The 16,529-nt window shown below is 59.6% G+C and carries 14 protein-coding genes; 8 read left to right on the top strand and 6 right to left on the bottom strand.

Annotated elements, in window-relative coordinates; all coding sequences use genetic code 11:
• Positions 1-5 precede the first annotated feature (5 nt).
• The 4 genes from AC3WWR_RS00765 (at position 6) to AC3WWR_RS00750 (ending at position 5,440) form a co-directional block, all read left to right on the top strand.
• Positions 6-884, top strand: a complete 879-nt coding sequence (locus AC3WWR_RS00765) for an endonuclease/exonuclease/phosphatase family protein (protein WP_020798034.1) — start codon at positions 6-8, stop codon at positions 882-884.
• Positions 881-2,872: a GGDEF domain-containing protein gene (locus tag AC3WWR_RS00760; RefSeq protein ID WP_492598396.1), complete on the top strand. Its 1,992-nt coding sequence runs from the start codon at positions 881-883 to the stop codon at positions 2,870-2,872. Before AC3WWR_RS00765 ends, AC3WWR_RS00760 begins: the two co-directional genes overlap by 4 nt.
• Positions 2,873-2,974: 102 nt before the next feature.
• Complete coding sequence (locus tag AC3WWR_RS00755; RefSeq protein ID WP_033038845.1) at positions 2,975-3,754, top strand: N-acetylmuramoyl-L-alanine amidase; 780 nt, start codon at positions 2,975-2,977, stop codon at positions 3,752-3,754.
• Positions 3,755-3,829: 75 nt separating this feature from the next.
• Positions 3,830-5,440, top strand: a complete 1,611-nt coding sequence (locus AC3WWR_RS00750; protein WP_020798031.1) for an EAL domain-containing protein — start codon at positions 3,830-3,832, stop codon at positions 5,438-5,440.
• Positions 5,441-5,447: 7 nt separating this feature from the next.
• Here the strand turns inward: AC3WWR_RS00750 and AC3WWR_RS00745 are convergent, their stop codons facing one another.
• Complete coding sequence (locus tag AC3WWR_RS00745; RefSeq protein ID WP_168757034.1) at positions 5,448-7,232, bottom strand: KinB sensor domain-containing domain; 1,785 nt, start codon at positions 7,230-7,232, stop codon at positions 5,448-5,450.
• 10 nt (positions 7,233-7,242) lie between these two features.
• Complete coding sequence (gene algB, locus AC3WWR_RS00740) at positions 7,243-8,589, bottom strand: sigma-54-dependent response regulator transcription factor AlgB (RefSeq protein WP_020798029.1); 1,347 nt, start codon at positions 8,587-8,589, stop codon at positions 7,243-7,245.
• Between the two features lie 436 nt (positions 8,590-9,025).
• On the opposite strand from algB, the gene AC3WWR_RS00735 reads away from it, so the two are divergent.
• The 4 genes from AC3WWR_RS00735 (at position 9,026) to AC3WWR_RS00720 (ending at position 12,863) form a co-directional block, all read left to right on the top strand.
• On the top strand, positions 9,026-9,313 hold the full coding sequence (locus AC3WWR_RS00735; RefSeq protein WP_083349947.1) for a hypothetical protein: 288 nt from the start codon (positions 9,026-9,028) through the stop codon (positions 9,311-9,313).
• Positions 9,314-9,384: 71 nt separating this feature from the next.
• Entirely contained in the window at positions 9,385-9,549 is a 165-nt protein-coding gene (locus tag AC3WWR_RS00730; RefSeq protein ID WP_020798027.1) for a DUF1328 domain-containing protein, read from the top strand.
• A 662-nt stretch (positions 9,550-10,211) separates the two neighbouring features.
• Complete coding sequence (gene gltP, locus AC3WWR_RS00725) at positions 10,212-11,543, top strand: glutamate/aspartate:proton symporter GltP (protein ID WP_020798026.1); 1,332 nt, start codon at positions 10,212-10,214, stop codon at positions 11,541-11,543.
• A 90-nt stretch (positions 11,544-11,633) separates the two neighbouring features.
• The gene (locus AC3WWR_RS00720) at positions 11,634-12,863 is read left to right on the top strand and encodes a nucleoside recognition domain-containing protein (protein ID WP_020798025.1); all 1,230 of its coding nucleotides are present in this window, start codon (positions 11,634-11,636) and stop codon (positions 12,861-12,863) included.
• A 127-nt stretch (positions 12,864-12,990) separates the two neighbouring features.
• Here AC3WWR_RS00720 and AC3WWR_RS00715 read toward each other — a convergent pair whose 3' ends face one another.
• From AC3WWR_RS00715 to AC3WWR_RS00700, 4 genes are read right to left on the bottom strand one after another with little or no spacing between them, the layout of a single operon-like run.
• Complete coding sequence (locus tag AC3WWR_RS00715; protein WP_492598395.1) at positions 12,991-13,617, bottom strand: ABC-type transport auxiliary lipoprotein family protein; 627 nt, start codon at positions 13,615-13,617, stop codon at positions 12,991-12,993.
• Complete coding sequence (locus AC3WWR_RS00710; RefSeq protein WP_020798023.1) at positions 13,614-14,552, bottom strand: MlaD family protein; 939 nt, start codon at positions 14,550-14,552, stop codon at positions 13,614-13,616. Before AC3WWR_RS00710 ends, AC3WWR_RS00715 begins: the two co-directional genes overlap by 4 nt.
• 1 nt (position 14,553) lies before the next feature.
• Positions 14,554-15,357, bottom strand: a complete 804-nt coding sequence (locus AC3WWR_RS00705) for an ABC transporter ATP-binding protein (RefSeq protein WP_020798022.1) — start codon at positions 15,355-15,357, stop codon at positions 14,554-14,556.
• Positions 15,354-16,502: an ABC transporter permease gene (locus AC3WWR_RS00700; RefSeq protein ID WP_020798021.1), complete on the bottom strand. Its 1,149-nt coding sequence runs from the start codon at positions 16,500-16,502 to the stop codon at positions 15,354-15,356. Before AC3WWR_RS00700 ends, AC3WWR_RS00705 begins: the two co-directional genes overlap by 4 nt.
• Positions 16,503-16,529 lie beyond the last annotated feature (27 nt).

Genomic DNA, 16,529 nt, shown 5'->3' with positions numbered 1-16,529 from the left:
CCGCCATGCGCCGCTGGGGAACCGAACGCATCGTTGGCCTGCATGATCCGCGGGTCAACGAACATCACCTGGAATCGACAGGCCTGCCCGCCGACAGCCGTCTGCGCTTGCTCAGCTTCAATATCCAGGTGGGTATCAGCACCGAGCGGTATCGGCATTACCTGACCCGGGGCTGGCAACATCTGTTGCCGCACACCGGGCGTGCCGACAATCTGCAAAAGATCGGCAATCTGCTGGGTGACTTCGACCTGGTCGCCCTTCAGGAAGCCGATGGTGGCAGCCTGCGTTCAGGCTACGTCAACCAGGTCGAACACCTGGCCCAGCTCGGCGCCTTTCCCTACTGGTATCAACAACTCAATCGCAATCTCGGACGCCTCGGCCAGCACAGCAACGGTGTGCTCAGTCGCCTGCGGCCTTGGGCGATCGAGGATCATCCACTGCCAGGGCCGAAGGGCCGCGGAGCGATTCTGGTGCGCTTCGGCGAAGGTCCGGAAGCGCTGGTGGTGGTCATGATGCACCTGGCATTGGGCGCGCGAGCCCGCAGCATGCAATTGGCTTACATTCGCGAAGTCATTGGCGGTTACAAGCACCAGGTGCTGATGGGCGACATGAACACCCACGCCAGTGACCTGCTGCAACACTCTCCATTGCGCGACCTCGGGCTGTTGGCCCCGCAAATGGAAGCGACGTTCCCAAGCTGGCGCCCGCAGCGCTGCCTGGACCATATTCTACTGAGCCCGAGCCTGACCCTTGAAAAGGTCGAGGTGCTGGCACAACCCATTTCCGATCACCTGCCGGTCGCGGTAGAGATTCGTCTGCCGGGTTCGCTCACGGCCGATGCATTGCCCGCGTTGAGTCCTGCCCCCCGCGGATCCCATGAATGAGCGACGAAGCACAACGCTGGAAAGAGAAGTACCTGCAAAGCATCGAACAACAGGAAAAGCTCGAACGTCGCTGGGATGCCAGGCTAGACCTGTTGCGCCGGGGACTGGTGCGCAGCACGCTGGCAGCGGAAGGCACCGACCGCGCCGTTGACCAATGCATGAAGGAGATGCGCGAAGTCGTGCGCACCGACGACATGGACGCCGGACTCGCCGCCCTGCTGCCTCGCCTTGAAAAAGCCGTACTCGACTCCGAGCAGCGTCGGGAAACCCGGGTCAACCAGACCAGCGCCGCACTCACCGCCCTGGTCACGCAGCTGCAAACATTACCGCTACCCCGGGAAGTGAGCCGCCCCCTCAAGCACTTCGCCAAACAACTGGACAGTCGCGTCAGCCAGGCACGCGAGATCCCGCTACTGCTCGGCGAGCTGAGCGGACTGCAGGGCAAGGCCCTGAGCCAGCTGGAAAGTCCGGCGGAACCGGAACGACCGGGACTGCTGCAGCGGCTGTTCGGTCAGCGTGACACCGAAGAGGCGACCGTCCCCGCAGAACACGCTCTTATCGTGCAGACGGCCGAAACCGTTCCGGCGTCCGTGGTCGCAACCCGACCGGTCATTGCAGACACCGTGCCGCAGGTGCTGCAAGTAACGCCAGATACGACCCAGCCCATTGCTGTTGCGCCAGCCCTGGAGCCACAGCAAGCGCCGGCCCGGCCTGCGCAAGTCATGGCCGAAGCCGAATCGCTACAACCCGTGAGACTGTCCGAACCTGTCGGCACTCCCACCCTCCCAGCTGAAACGGCAGTCAATCCCGACGAATTGAGCCCGGCGGTACTGCTCGATACCCTGCCGCTGCCCTCGCCCATCGCCCAGGCACTGGCTGCGATCGATCCGCAGCAGCCCGAGCAAGACATGCTCTACGCCCTGCCCGACTCGCCCGAGCCGTCCTATAGCTCGGTGGCCAAACACATCGAAGATACCTTGCTGGGCTTGCTCGAGGATCTGACAGTACCGGAGCGTCATCGCCCCCAAGCCGAATCAATGCGTGAACGGCTGAAAAATGGCCTTAACTGGTACGAGTTGCTGCCGATTCTCGACGATCTGGCGACTTTGATGCTGGCAATCTCCGACGGTGGCCAACACGAATTCGAAGCTTATCTGCAGCGGCTCAACGAACGCCTGGAATCGTTCCAGAGCAACTTGCAGGCCGCCAGCGCTGGCCATGCCGACAGCCGATCCGCCGCACATGCGATGGACACGCAGATTCGCGAACAGGTCGACGGCTTGCAGAACAGCGTGCAGGAAGCGGCCGATCTGGATGATCTCAAGCACGTGCTGGAAAACCATCTGGAAGTCTTGCTCGGCACCATGGACCAGCACCGCCAGCAGCGCGATGAGCGCGAGCAGGAAGTGGCGGCCCGCCTGCAGAGCCTGGCCGAGCGGGTTGCCCATATGGAACAGGAAGCCCAGGGATTTCGCGAGCACCTCGAAGAGCAACGCCAGAAAGCCTTGATCGATCCGCTGACCGGACTGCCAAACCGCGCGGCCTGGAGCGAGCGCCTTGAGTATGAGATCGGCCAATGGCAGCAACACGGCAACACCCTGATGCTGGCCATGCTCGACCTCGATCACTTCAAGCGCATCAATGATAATTACGGGCACCTGGCGGGCGACAAAGTCCTGAAAATCATTGCCAATGTGCTGCGTAAACGCCTGCGCCCAACTGATTTCATTGCGCGGTTTGGCGGCGAGGAATTTGTCCTGCTAATGCCGTCCACAGCCCCGGCGAACGGCATGAAACTCCTGGAAACCCTGCGCGCCTCTATCGAAGCCTGCCCTTTTCACTTCAGGGGTGAACCGGTGACCATCACCCTCTCCATAGGCCTGGCGGCTTTCAGGGCCGGCGAGCATGGCGATGCGGTGCTCAAAAGAGCTGATCAGGCGCTGTACCGTGCAAAAAATGCCGGGCGCAACCGGGTGGAGCCAGGCTGAGCGCTTATCGCTCCATGTTGTTCAAATCGTTGCGATGGCCCAACACGCACAAGACAGTACGTTACACTGTTGCATTACTGTCTTTAGCGTGTTGGCTTCCCCATGAAATATCTTGCTCTCATCGTGTCGCTGATCCTGCTGGCCGGCTGCGCCAGCGGTCCCCGCTACGACACCAGCCATGCTTCGGCCAATCACGACAGCCGTATTCAGTTCGTCGTGCTCCACTACACCAATGCATCACAGGAGCGCTCGCTGCAACTGCTAACCCATGGCGAAGTCAGCAGCCACTACCTGATCGGCGACGACAAGAAGGCGACCATCTACAAGCTGATGGATGAAAACCTGCGGGCCTGGCACGCCGGAGAAAGCCAATGGCAAGGCCGGACCTGGATGAATTCCAGTTCCATCGGCATCGAAATCGTCAACCCGGGCTTCAAGGACACCCCGACCGGGCGCCTGTGGTATCCCTACTCCGAAGCGCAGATCGAGTCCCTGATCGTCCTGCTCAAGGACATTAGCCAGCGCTACGCAATCAGTCCTCGCAGCATTGTCGGGCATAGCGACATCGCCCCCTTGCGCAAGCTGGATCCGGGGCCCTTGTTTCCCTGGAAGCGCCTGGCTGAGCAAGGATTGGGTATTTGGCCGAACGAACAAGCCGTAGCCCGTCAGCAGACCCGGTTCGAAACACAGCTGCCGAGCATCAGCTGGTATCAGGCACAACTGGCACGCGTCGGTTATGACACACCGCAAACGGGCGAACTGGACGTCGCCACCCGCCACGTGCTGGCGGCCTTCCAGATGCATTTCCGACCGTCGCGCTTCGACGGTACGCCGGATGCACAAACGGCCGCGCTGCTTCAGGTTTTAAATCAGACAAAATAATGACGATCGCCCGACGGTCAGCGCGTTTCTCAAATAGCAGCTATAACTCATTGGTAATTCGTCGGATATTACATAATGACTGTTGCTCGAGAGACACTTCGCAGCTGGTTCTATCGCCCTTGGTTTCTGGCGATGCTGGCTGCTGTCTTGAGCGCTACGTTGATGATGGCCGGCAGTTACTTCGTTGCCATTCACCAGGTTGAGCAAAACGAAAGCTGGGAAATGAACGCCCAGGGTGAACGTTTTCTTGCTCGTCTGGAGCAACTGTTCGGGCAATTGCGCGAAAGCCTTGACGACCTGGAAGCCCAGCCGTTGCGCAGCTGCGATGACGACATGATCGCGACTTTGCAGCAGGTCACCTTCAATTATCGCTTCGTCTATGAGGCAGCCTACATGGACGCCTCGCGAATCTGTTCCAATCGTCCGCGCCAGGAAGGTTTGTCATTGATACGCCCACCGGACATCAAGGGCCCCACCTACAGTTACTGGTTGAATACCACCACCGAACCCGATGAAAACCGTGCCGCGCTGATGCTCGGACGCGGCAATTTCCGGGTTGCGACATCTCGCGGCCATTTGACCGACATGGTCGACCTTTCGCCGGGAAGCAGCCTGCTGGTGGTACTTGACCATGGCACCCGGGCAATTCCGGTACTGGGCGTCTCGCAAGCCTGGCCACCGAGCCAATGGCCGCCAAAAACCCGCGATGCGCTGCAAGTCACCCAGACACGCTTGATTTACCGCATGCCCACCGACAACCCGGAATACCAACTGGTGCTGATCAGCCCGCGCAGTGGCACCCATATACCGCCCGTGTGGTGGTGGTTGCTGCCTGCCTGTCTGCTATTGGCTCTTTGCGTAGGTTTCCTGGTGTTTTTGCTGGTGCGCCAGCGCCAGTCACTTGACGCAGAGCTGACGGGAGCCATCCGCCGAGGTGAGTTGCAGGTGCTCTATCAGCCGATCTTTGACCTCGACAGCCGCAACTGCGTCGGGGCCGAAGCCTTGCTGCGCTGGCGAAGGCCGGACGGCACCCTGACCAGTCCCGACCTGTTTATCCCGATGGCAGAGAACACCGGGCAAATCCGCCAGATGACCGACTTTGTCCTGCAACGCCTGCTTGAGCAACTGGGGCAACTGCTGCGGGCCAACCCGCAGTTGTACATCTCGGTCAACCTGGCGGCCTGCGATGTCATGATCCCGCGGATCGGCCAAGTGATGGCTCGCTTGCTGACCCTGCACCGGGTCGCGGCCAAGCAGATTGCCTTTGAAGTCACCGAACGCGGATTGATCGATGTGGTGGTGGCCCGGGAAAACCTGCAAGCCTTGCGGGATGTCGGGCACCAGGTACTGATCGATGACTTTGGCACCGGCTACTGCAGTCTCGCGTATCTGCAGACCTTGCCGGTGGATTGCCTGAAAATCGACAAAGCGTTCATCGATGCGCTGGGCCATGACGCAGCGAGCAGCGGTGTTGCGCCGCATATTATTCACATGGCCCAGTCACTGCATTTGAAGGTGATTGCCGAAGGCATCGAACATGAAGCCCAGGCGGCGCTCCTCAGCAGTGAGGGGGTGAGATTCGGCCAGGGTTGGCTGTTTGCCCATGCATTAAGTGCGGTGCAGTTCATTGAGCTGATAACCCGAGGCCGCCGACTGGCCGGTCGACGCCTGGATGACGAAGCGTAAAAAGCGCTTACACCGTCAACGTCATATAAAACTGAGTCCCCTGCCCCGGTCTCGAGTAAACACCCATTCGTCCTCCATGCAGCTGCACAATTTCCTTGCACAACGCCAAACCGAGGCCGGCCCCGCCTTTCTTGCGGCCGACCTGGACAAACGGCTCGAAGATCCGGCCCTGTTGGCCATAGGCGATGCCTTCACCGTTATCTTCGACGCTGATGATGACCCGTTCCCCATGACGCCTGGCTTGCAGGCGTATCCGCCCGCCGGTGGCGGTATGACGCAGTGCATTATCGATCAGATTGTCGAGCACCCGGTCGAGTTGCGCCTGATCGGCTTGCAACCGTGGCAAGGGCCCCTGGACTTCTACCAACAGCTCGACACCCTTCTCTCGCGCCCCGTCGGTAAAGCGAATCTGCGCTTGCTCCAGCAAATCCTCGATGGAGCATGGCGCCAGGGTGAGTTTCTGCAAGCCGTTCTGGTAACGGGAGAAATTCAGCAAGTCATTGATCAGTTGCATCAGCCGCTGCATTTCTTCGTTTACCGTGTCCAGCAGGTCCGCCTCCCGGGACTCCGGTGGAAAATGCGAGCGCTCGCGAAACAGCCCAAATGCCATGTGCATGCCAGTCACGGGCGTGCGCAGTTCATGGGAGGCGCGCAAGACGAACTCGCTACGCACTCGTTCGAAAGCACGCTGTTCAGTCACATCGTGCAGCACCATCACTGCACCGAGAATATGCCCTTGGGTGTGGATGACCGGCGTCAGGCTATACGTCAGCAACCGCGTCTCGCCATCGACCTCGATGCTCAGGTCATCCGGCATACGTTCCAGCGTACCGCCACGAAGTACCAGTTGCAGTTGCTCATCGAGTTCGGGATGCTCCAGCGCCTCACCCAAGCCTCGCCCGAGCCGATCGGAGTCCCAGCCTAACTGGCGCTGCGCTACGGGGTTAAGGTGCTCCAGATTCCCCTGGCGATCAATCATCAGCAAGCCATCGTCGATACCGTCGAGCACCGCTTGTAAACGCTGCTGTCCCGCCAGCAACTCATCGACGTTAGTGGCCTGATGTTCACGCAAAGCCTCGGCCATGATCCCGAAGCGCCGGGTCAGCTGATTCAGCTCCACGGCCGAAGACACCGGCAGCGTGACGTCGAAATCACCCTGGCCAATACGATCCGCTGCCTGCGCCAGAGCCTCGATGGGCTCACCGAATCGCCGGGCGATGGCGTGTGCGGTAATGAAGCCGATGATCAACACCGCCAGCCCAACCAGGCCAAGCAGCCCGGCGATCAGCAGTGCACGCTCACGGGCTTTGCGTTCGACAGTGCTGATGTCATCCAGCGCCCGCTTGTGCTCCGTGATCAAGCCATTGCGCAATAGATTGAATTTTTCGGTCAGCTCATCGTTGCCACTGAGTACGCGCGTCGGGTCAGCGGACACTTCATACGCACCCATAAAGCTCAAATAATCGGCCTTGGCCTTTTTGAAGCCGTGGGTTTCATCTGAGGGTTCCTGGGCAATGCCTTCCTCCAGCAACTCAAGGTAACGCTGCTTGGACGCCTCGAGGGCGGCGGGATCGCTTTTTTCACTGAGCATGATGAGCAGCTGATCACCCAGCGTCTGTCGCAATTTGAGCCCCAGGTCCAGAGTGACGAAGTTGTTGCGCACCAACGCTTCCTGGCTCCCAGCCATCTGCAGCACACTGACAAGACCGAGCAGTAGCCCAAGCAGTGCGACAGTGATCAGTGCAGAAATGCTGAGGAAAAGCCGGGTCTGCAACTTCATCGCCGGTTTCATCGCCGCGAACTCACAGGTTGTACTGCTTGCGCTTGCGGTACAGCGTCGACGCATCGATTCCCAAGGTCTTGGCGGCTTGATCCAGCGTGCCTGCGGTGGCAAGGACGGCACCGATATGGGCCTTTTCCAGCTCATCCAGGCTTAACGGCGCACCAATACGCGGTGCGTTGTTGATCGGCGCTTCGGCCATGCCCAAGTGGCTGATCTCGACCCGCTCCTGCGGGCAAATAATGCTCGCACGCTCCACTACGTTACGCAGCTCGCGAATGTTCCCCGGCCAGCGGTAACCCAGGAGCGCTTCACGGGCCTCGTCGCTGAAACCCCGCGCCGGACGTGCATATTCCTTGACGAAACGGGCCAGAAACCGGTCTGCGAGGTTGAGAATGTCTTCCCGGCGTTCGCGCAGAGGTGGCAGGTGCAACGTAATGACATTGAGCCGATACAACAGGTCCTCGCGGAAACGCCCGTCGCGGACCATGTCTTCCAGGTTCTGGTTGGTGGCCGCAAGAATGCGCACATCGGCCCGACGCGTGACGGGGTCACCCACCCGCTCGTATTCCTTGTCTTGAATGAAACGCAGTAACTTTGGTTGCAACACCAGGGGAAAATCGCCGATTTCGTCGAGAAACAAGGTTCCGCCATCGGCTTGGTTGACGCGCCCCAAGGTGCTTTCACTGGCACCGGTAAATGCACCCCGGCTGTGGCCGAATAACTCGCTTTCCATGAGCTCGGCCGTCAGCGACGGACAGTTGATGGTGATACAGGATTTTTTCGAGCGCTTGCTCCAGCCGTGAATCGCCTGGGACAACTCGCCTTTACCGGTGCCGGACTCCCCAAGGATCAGGATGTTGGCATCGGTATTGGCCACCTGGCGGGCGGTCTCGAGCACGACCTTCATGGCCGGGCTGTGAGAGTCCAGACCTTCCTTGGGTTTACGCATCTCACCTTCCAGAGCCTCCAGACGAGCCGACAATTGCCGCACTTCCAGCTGTTTGGCCGTGGCCAAGCGCAATTGATCGGGGCTGCACGGCTTGACCAGATAATCCGCGGCACCCGCCTGAATCGCATCAACGGCGGTGTCTACGGCCGAATGCGCGGTGACGATCACCACGCGCATCCATGGGGCCTGGATGCGCATCTGTGCCAGAACGTCCAGACCGTTGTCCTCCCCCAGGCGCAAATCGAGGAAGCACAGGTCGAAAACTTGACGTTGCAGCAAGGCTTCAGCTTGCGCAGCGCTGTTAGCGGTCGCAACGCTGTAGCCTTCATCTTCAAGGCAATAGCGGAAGGTTCGCAGGATGGCAGACTCATCATCTACCAGAAGAATGCGGCCTTGATGCTCAGTGGCGGATTCCATTTTCCTACGCTCCTTAAAGAATGATCTTGGTTAGTCCCGGAAAAATCGGGCAAGTTGCATGGTTTATTCTGATCCATTCCTGCCTTAGCAGGGTAGCTAACTCCTGTCCCCTCGCTGCAACGCCCGAAATTAGCTTACTGGAACGCAAAACCCCTTTATCAGAGATGCCTTTGCGTCCATTTCTGACAGCCGCGCCCTCCTCTCAATTCAAAAAGATTGCGATGTGTTTGCCAAGAGTCGTGCATTACGCACGACCGGACGAGGGCTCATCGTGCAGGATGCGTCGACTCACATTCACACGACAAACATAACTTGTTGTTTTTAAAGGTTTTTTTTAATAAAAAAAGCTGGCATGCAGGCTGCAATAACCTGATTAACGCAGGGCAAGAAACAAAGGCCCTCAGTCTGATTTCCCCAGCGTGGGAGGAGCTTCAGGATGAATCGCCAACTTGCCGCCCAATTGCATTTCTCGCCACTGCATGTTCAGCAAGGCCTGTTTGCGGTACTTGCACTGGTGATCACCTTGATCGCCGGTCAACAGTTTCTTCTATGGGAACAGAGTCAGCAGCCAGAAGCCCCGCGCATTTCGTTTGAGCATCCGACCCAAACCCATTTCAGCGCGGCAGGCAGCGGTTTGGTAGATAACACCCCGATGAGAATGATGGACGTCGACCAGGCGCAACCGGCCAATGAGATGCCCCGTCAGGAACGCTGGGTGTTCTGAGCACATCAACTTGGTGCGCTCGACGCGCCGGGATAGCAACACCTCTTAATAGAAGCGTAAGGAGAATCATCATGTTGAGCTGGGCAATCACGTTCCTGATCATTGCCATTGTCGCCGCCGTCCTGGGCTTCGGTGGTATCGCGGGCACCGCCACGGGTATCGCCAAGATTCTCTTTGTCGTGTTCCTGGTGATGTTCATTGCATCTTTCTTCTTTAGCCGTCGCGGTCGTGGCTGAACAAAGTTCAAGACGCGAAAGAAGCACATCGCTTCTTTCCCACTGCGCCACCTGAGGAAGGAAAGGCGCATGACCAAGGGGTCGGGACGTTCTGCCTGCTTCAGGGGCGGAGTGACCTACGGGTACAGGGAGTGCCTGCGCAAGGGCCGGGTCAGGTAAAGCTGCCACGCAAGTTCGCCGGCCGAGTTGGGTTCGACGAGCTTGCGTAGTGCTTGAAGGTTGCAGCACCTGCGGGAAAAGTCCCCAAGGGCGTCATGAGCGACCGTACATCGAGAAAAATCGCCTTTCTTTTGCGCTCATATCTCTGCGCAGATCTGCTGAATTCCAATCATTTTGACACCCTTCCCCGCTGTTCAAAAAACATACAATCTGCTCTGTAATGGCCGGTTCACGGCACTTATGCCTGCCAATATGTCGTATTCGAACCGGTTGGGACGCGCGTTTCACTCAAAAAACCTCATGCCGATTCGGCATAGGGTAGGCGTTTACGGCATTAGACGTCGCTTCCTTGCATCGGAATAGTTGCGCCTTTTTTCGCCTGCCAGAGAGCCATTAACAAGCGCTCCGGGGCTCCTTATACGGGGGCAAGTGCTCTGACGTTTTCGCCACAAGCGAGGCCGTTCATGCATCTGCCCGAGTCAAACTGAAGTAAGGGTAAAGATATGAAGAAGGCAAAGCTTAGCCTCGCCTGGCAGATCCTCATCGGTCTGGTATTGGGGATTGCAATCGGTGCGCTGCTCAACCATTTCAGTGCCGAAAAAGCCTGGTGGATCAGCAACGTCCTGCAACCGGCAGGCGATATCTTTATCCGTCTGATCAAGATGATCGTAATTCCGATCGTCATATCTTCCCTGATCGTCGGCATTGCTGGCGTCGGTGACGCCAAGAAACTTGGGCGCATCGGCCTCAAGACCATCATCTACTTCGAGATCGTCACCACCATCGCCATTGTGGTGGGTCTGCTGCTGGCCAACCTGTTCCATCCAGGTGCCGGTATCGACATGAGCACCCTGGGCACTGTGGACATTTCCAAGTACCAGGCAACAGCTGCTGAGGTTCAGCATGAACATGCGTTCATCGAAACCATCCTCAACCTGATCCCGTCGAATATCTTCGCGGCCATGGCTCGCGGCGAAATGCTGCCGATCATTTTCTTCTCTGTGCTGTTCGGCCTCGGTTTGTCGAGCTTGCAGGCGGACCTGCGCGAACCGCTGGTGAAGATGTTCCAGGGCGTTTCGGAAAGCATGTTCAAGGTCACCCACATGATCATGAACTACGCACCGATCGGCGTATTCGCACTGATCGCGGTGACCGTGGCCAACTTCGGCTTCGCTTCCCTGCTGCCACTGGCAAAACTGGTCATCCTGGTTTACTTCGCCATCGCCTTCTTCGCCTTCGTGGTGCTGGGCCTGATCGCTCGACTGTTCGGCTTCTCGGTGCTCAAGCTGATGCGCATCTTCAAGGATGAGCTGGTACTGGCCTACTCCACCGCCAGCTCCGAAACCGTGCTGCCGCGTGTGATCGAAAAAATGGAAGCCTATGGCGCGCCCAAAGCCGTTTGCAGCTTCGTCGTGCCAACCGGTTACTCGTTCAACCTGGACGGTTCGACCCTGTACCAGAGCATTGCGGCCATCTTCATTGCCCAGCTCTATGGCATCGATCTGTCGATCAGCCAGCAATTGCTGCTGGTGCTGACCCTGATGGTCACCTCCAAGGGCATCGCCGGTGTACCTGGCGTGTCCTTCGTAGTCCTGCTCGCTACCCTGGGCAGCGTCGGCATCCCGCTCGAAGGCCTGGCATTCATCGCCGGTGTCGACCGTGTCATGGACATGGCACGTACCGCTCTGAACGTGATCGGCAATGCCCTGGCCGTGCTGGTCATCGCTCGTTGGGAAGGCATGTACGACGACGCCAAGGGCCAGCGCTACTGGAACTCCCTGCCGCACTGGCGCAGCAAGGAAAAGCTGCCAGCGGGTGAAACCTCCAGCAACTAATGTAATACCAGACAAACCCCGGAGAAATCCGGGGTTTGTCGTTTCTGGCCACCCCGCTATCATTCGCGCATCTTTTGGGGGATTTGACTGATGCTTAATGGCCTGTGGCTTGGCTTCTTCATCGTGGCTGCCGTGTCGGCGCTGGCGCAATGGTTGATCGGCGGCAACGCCGGGATCTTCGCGGCGATGGTGGAAAGCATCTTCGCCATGGCCAAGTTGTCCGTCGAAGTCATGGTCCTGCTGTTCGGTACCCTCACCCTGTGGTTGGGCTTTCTGCGGATCGCCGAGAAGGCCGGGATCGTCGAATGGCTGGCCAAGGCCCTCGGGCCGCTGTTCTTGCGCCTGATGCCGGAAGTCCCGCCTGGCCACCCCGCCATCGGTCTCATCACCCTGAACTTCGCCGCCAACGGCCTGGGCCTGGATAACGCCGCCACGCCCATCGGCCTCAAGGCCATGAAGGCGCTGCAGGAGCTCAATCCCAGCGATACGATTGCCAGTAACGCGCAGATCCTGTTCCTGGTGCTCAACGCCTCCTCCCTGACCCTGCTGCCGGTGACGATCTTCATGTACCGCGCCCAGCAAGGTGCGCCCGACCCGACGCTGGTGTTCCTGCCGATCCTGCTCGCCACCAGTTGCTCGACCATTGTCGGTTTCCTGGCCGTAGCCTTCATGCAACGCCTGCGCGTCTGGGACCCGGTGGTGTTGGCGTACCTGATTCCCGGCGCCCTCGCCCTCGGCGGTTTCATGGCGCTTCTGGGAACGATGTCAGCGACTGCACTGGCGGGTTTGTCTTCGATCCTCGGCAACTTGACGCTATTTGGCTTGATCATGCTGTTTCTGGTGATTGGCGCGTTGCGCAAGGTCAAGGTCTACGAAGCGTTCGTCGAAGGCGCCAAGGAAGGCTTTGACGTGGCGAAGAACCTGCTGCCATATCTGGTGGCGATGCTGTGCGCCGTAGGCGTGTTGCGGGCGTCCGGCGCCCTGGATTTCGGCCTGGACGGGATTCGTCACCTGGTGGAATGGGCCGGCTGGGACACGCGCTTCGTCGATGCGCTGCCAACGGCGATGGTCAAACCCTTCTCCGGCAGCGCCGCCCGGGCGATGCTGATCGAAACGATGAAAACATCGGGTGTGGACAGCTTCCCGGCACTGGTGGCGGCGACGGTTCAGGGCAGTACAGAAACCACGTTCTATGTGCTGGCGGTGTACTTCGGCGCAGTGGGCATCCAGCGAGCGCGGCATGCGGTGGGGTGTGCGTTACTGGCGGAATTGGCCGGTGTACTGGGCGCCATCGGGGTCTGCTACTGGTTCTTCGGCTAACCACAATCCCCTGTAGGAGCGAGCATGCTCGCGAAAGACGTCAACGATAACGCGGGGTGTCTGGTAACCAGCGTTGCTTTGGCGTCCATCGCGAGCATGCTCGCTCCTACAGGGGTTTGCGCCAGGTTCACGGCCTTGGTGGCGGTGCGACCTTTTGCCCTTGCTCAACCGCCCACGCCACCACCTGCGTCGTCAGTTGATCGCTGGCCTGGCCAAATCCGGCCACCACCGCCGGCACCTTCACATCACTCAAAGGCTGGCGCACTTCAAAACGTTTGCTGGCGAGGATGCGCTGGTCATAACCACGCACCAGTAAGGCGTCCAGGCGCACGATCACGCCGGCGTTTGTACCCTGATATTCGGTCTGAAACGCCTGCAAGCTGCCACCCAGTTCCAGGTCCGCCTGGAAGTTGCTGTCATCGGTGCTAAGCAGCGTCACCCGGCCATCACGCTGGAAACCATCGAGCAGGCGATTGCGCATCAGCACCGGCGCAGGGTCGCTCCAACGTGCGCCCTTGTAGCTACTGATCACGTCACCCTGGGGGATGACGGCGATGTTCGGGCTGTTCAACGCTTCGCTGGCCTGGGGTTTGTTCAGGCGCAACGACCAGCGCTGCGGCGTGGCGTGAGCAGGCGTCACACTGCTTTGCGCCGAAGGCAATCGATAGAGATCGAAGGGTTCGGGCTTGGGCAGGATCGAGCAGGCGCTGATCAATGTGAAGCTGGCGAGGAGGGCGAGGGCGGACAGCTTCATGGGGTGAATTCCTTGTTCTTGTCACTGCCCAGCAGGTAACCGCTGGGGTTGGCCTCAAGGCGTTGGGAGATGGAGCGCAACGAGGTCAGGGTTTCACGCAGCTCGCGTATTGCCGGGGCCAGGCCATTGAGGCCCTGCATGCCGCTGTTCAACGAGTCCTGATTGGTGCTGAGCAGCTTGTTGATCGTCGCGCTGCTCTGTTCCAGGGATTTCATGGCTTGTTCGGCGCTGCCGAACATCTGCTTGCCCTGATCATTGAGCAAGCCGTTGGCGCTGCGCATCAGCGTCGACGTCTGTTCCATCATGGTGCTGGCCTGTTTGCCGACCGCCGCCAGTTGCTGCATGGCCTGGCGGATATCGCCACGCTGGTCGGCGATGGTGCCGGTGGTGACTTCAAGATGCTCCAGGGTCTTGCTGATGCGCTCGATGTTTTCCGTGGAAAACATCAGGTTGGCGTTGTGCATCAGCATGTTCACTCCGGCCATGAGGTCGTTGCTGTCATTGAGCAACCGGGCGATGGGCGAGGGCGAAGCGACAATGGTCGGCAGTTTGCCGTCCTTGCCCTTGAGGGGCGGGCTCTGGGGCGTACCGCCGCTGAGCTGGATGATCGATGTTCCGGTGACTCCGGTCAGCGCCAGCTTGGCCTGGGTATCTTCCTTGATCGGTGTGTCGCCGCCCAGACGAATCCTGGCCAGCACCCGACGCGGGTCTTTCGGGTCCAGCCGCAGCAGCACCACGTCGCCGACCTTGATCCCGCTGTACTGCACCGGGCTGCCCTTGGATAGACCACTGACCGCCTCGTTGAACACAACCTCGTAGTCCTTGAACTCGGTGTCGACACTGGACTTGGCCAGCCAAAGGCCAAAGAGCAGGGCGCCTGTCACCACAATCACGGTGAACAGGCCGATCAATACATGATGGGCTCGGGTTTCCATGTCAGACCTCGTTGAGCTGTTGAGCGGCCGTCAGCGCCGCGCGGCCGCGAGGGCCATGGAAGTATTCGTGAATCCATGCATCGTCGGTTTCCGAGACGACATCAATGGCATCGGCCACCAGCACTTTCTTCTGCGCCAGCACCGCCACGCGGTCGGTGATGGTGTAGAGCGTGTCGAGGTCGTGGGTCACCAGGAACACGCTAAGGCCCAAGGCATCGCGCAGGGTCAGGATCAGTTGATCGAAGGCGGCGGCACCAATCGGATCGAGACCGGCGGTGGGCTCGTCGAGAAACAGGATGTCCGGGTCCAGCGCCAAGGCCCGTGCCAGTGCCGCACGCTTGATCATGCCGCCGGACAGGGACGCGGGGTACTTGTCCGCCGCCGACAGCGGCAAGCCAGCCAGGGCCAGTTTTACCGCCGCCAAGTGCTCGGCATCGTCACGGCTCAATCCCGCGTGTTCGATCAGGGGCAGGGCGACGTTCTCGGTCACCGTCAACGAAGAGAACAGGGCGCCTTTCTGGAACAGCACTCCAAAGCGCCGTTCGATCAGGGAGCGCTCGTGCTCAGGCAGGGTCGGCAGGTTTTTACCGAAGACTTTCACCACGCCCTCGCTGGGCTGGCGCAAACCGACGATGCTGCGCAGCAGCACGGACTTACCGCTGCCGGAACCACCGACCACAGCCAGGATCTCGCCCTTGTACAGATCCAGATCGAGGTTTTCGTGCACGCTCTGGCTACCGAAACGATTGCACAGCCCGCGGACTTCGATCACCGCCTCGGCGGGCGCTCGGGGTAAACGACTCACCAACTCATCTCCATGAAAAACAGCGCGGCCACGGCATCGAGCACGATCACCACGAAAATCGACTGCACCACGCTGGACGTGGTGTGAGCGCCGACGGACTCCGCACTGCCGCTGACTTTAAAGCCTTCCAGGCAACCGATCGCTGCAATGAGAAACGCGAAGATCGGCGCTTTGACGATCCCCACCAGAAAGTGCTGGACGCCGATGTCCGATTGCAGCAGCGACAGAAACATCGCTGGCGAAATATCCAGCGCTACTGCGCAAACGACGCCGCCACCGATAATCCCCGAGACCATCGCCAGAAAGGTCAGCATTGGCAAGGCGACCAGCAACGCCAGGACCCTCGGCACCACCAGCAACTCGATCGGGTCGAGACCCAGGGTGCGAATGGCGTCGATTTCCTCGTTGGCCTTCATCGAGCCGATCTGCGCGGTGAACGCACTGGCGGTGCGCCCGGCCATCAGGATTGCGGTCAGCAGCACGCCGAATTCGCGCAAGAAGGCAAACGCCACCAGGTCCACCGTGAACACACTGGCGCCGAACGTGGTCAGCACCGTCGCCCCGAGAAAGGCCACCACGGCGCCCACCAGAAAAGTCAGCAGTGCAACGATGGGCGCGGCGTCGAGACCGGTCTGTTCGATGTGCGCCACCATCGGCGTGATGCGCCAGCGGCTGGGGCGAAACAGACCACGCACGATGGTTTCCAGAATCAGGCCGACGAACCCCAACAATTGCAGGGTGTCCTGCCAGACCGCGTCCACCGCGCGGCCGATGCGGGTCAGCAATTGAATGCCGACGCTGATTTCCGGCTCCTTGAGCGGCACGCAGAAATCCGTCATCGACTGATAGACGGTTTGCAACAACGCGCGGTCGGCAGTGGAGAGGGTGCAATCGGGATGTTCGGCGGATCGACCCAGGCGCTCGGAACCCAACAGTTCCACCAGCAGCGAGGCGCCGGCCGTATCAAGGGCCCCGAGGCCATTGAGGTCGATGTGGGTGCTGTCGTCGTACTGGCCTTCGAGCTTTTCACTCAGGTGCTTGAGGTCGGCGTAATGGGCAAGCGTCCAGTCTCCCGTCACCCGAATCTGAGGCGGGGAGTGCGAGGTATCCAGTTGGGCATTGCCGGCCACTGTGCTACTGGTCATAAGCTCCGTGCTTTTTCGGCTATTACG

Source organism: Pseudomonas sp. EB271-G4-1 (assembly GCF_058791355.1).
The sequence above is the reverse complement of the archived record's forward strand: the minus strand, read 5'-3'. Positions and strand labels throughout refer to the sequence as shown.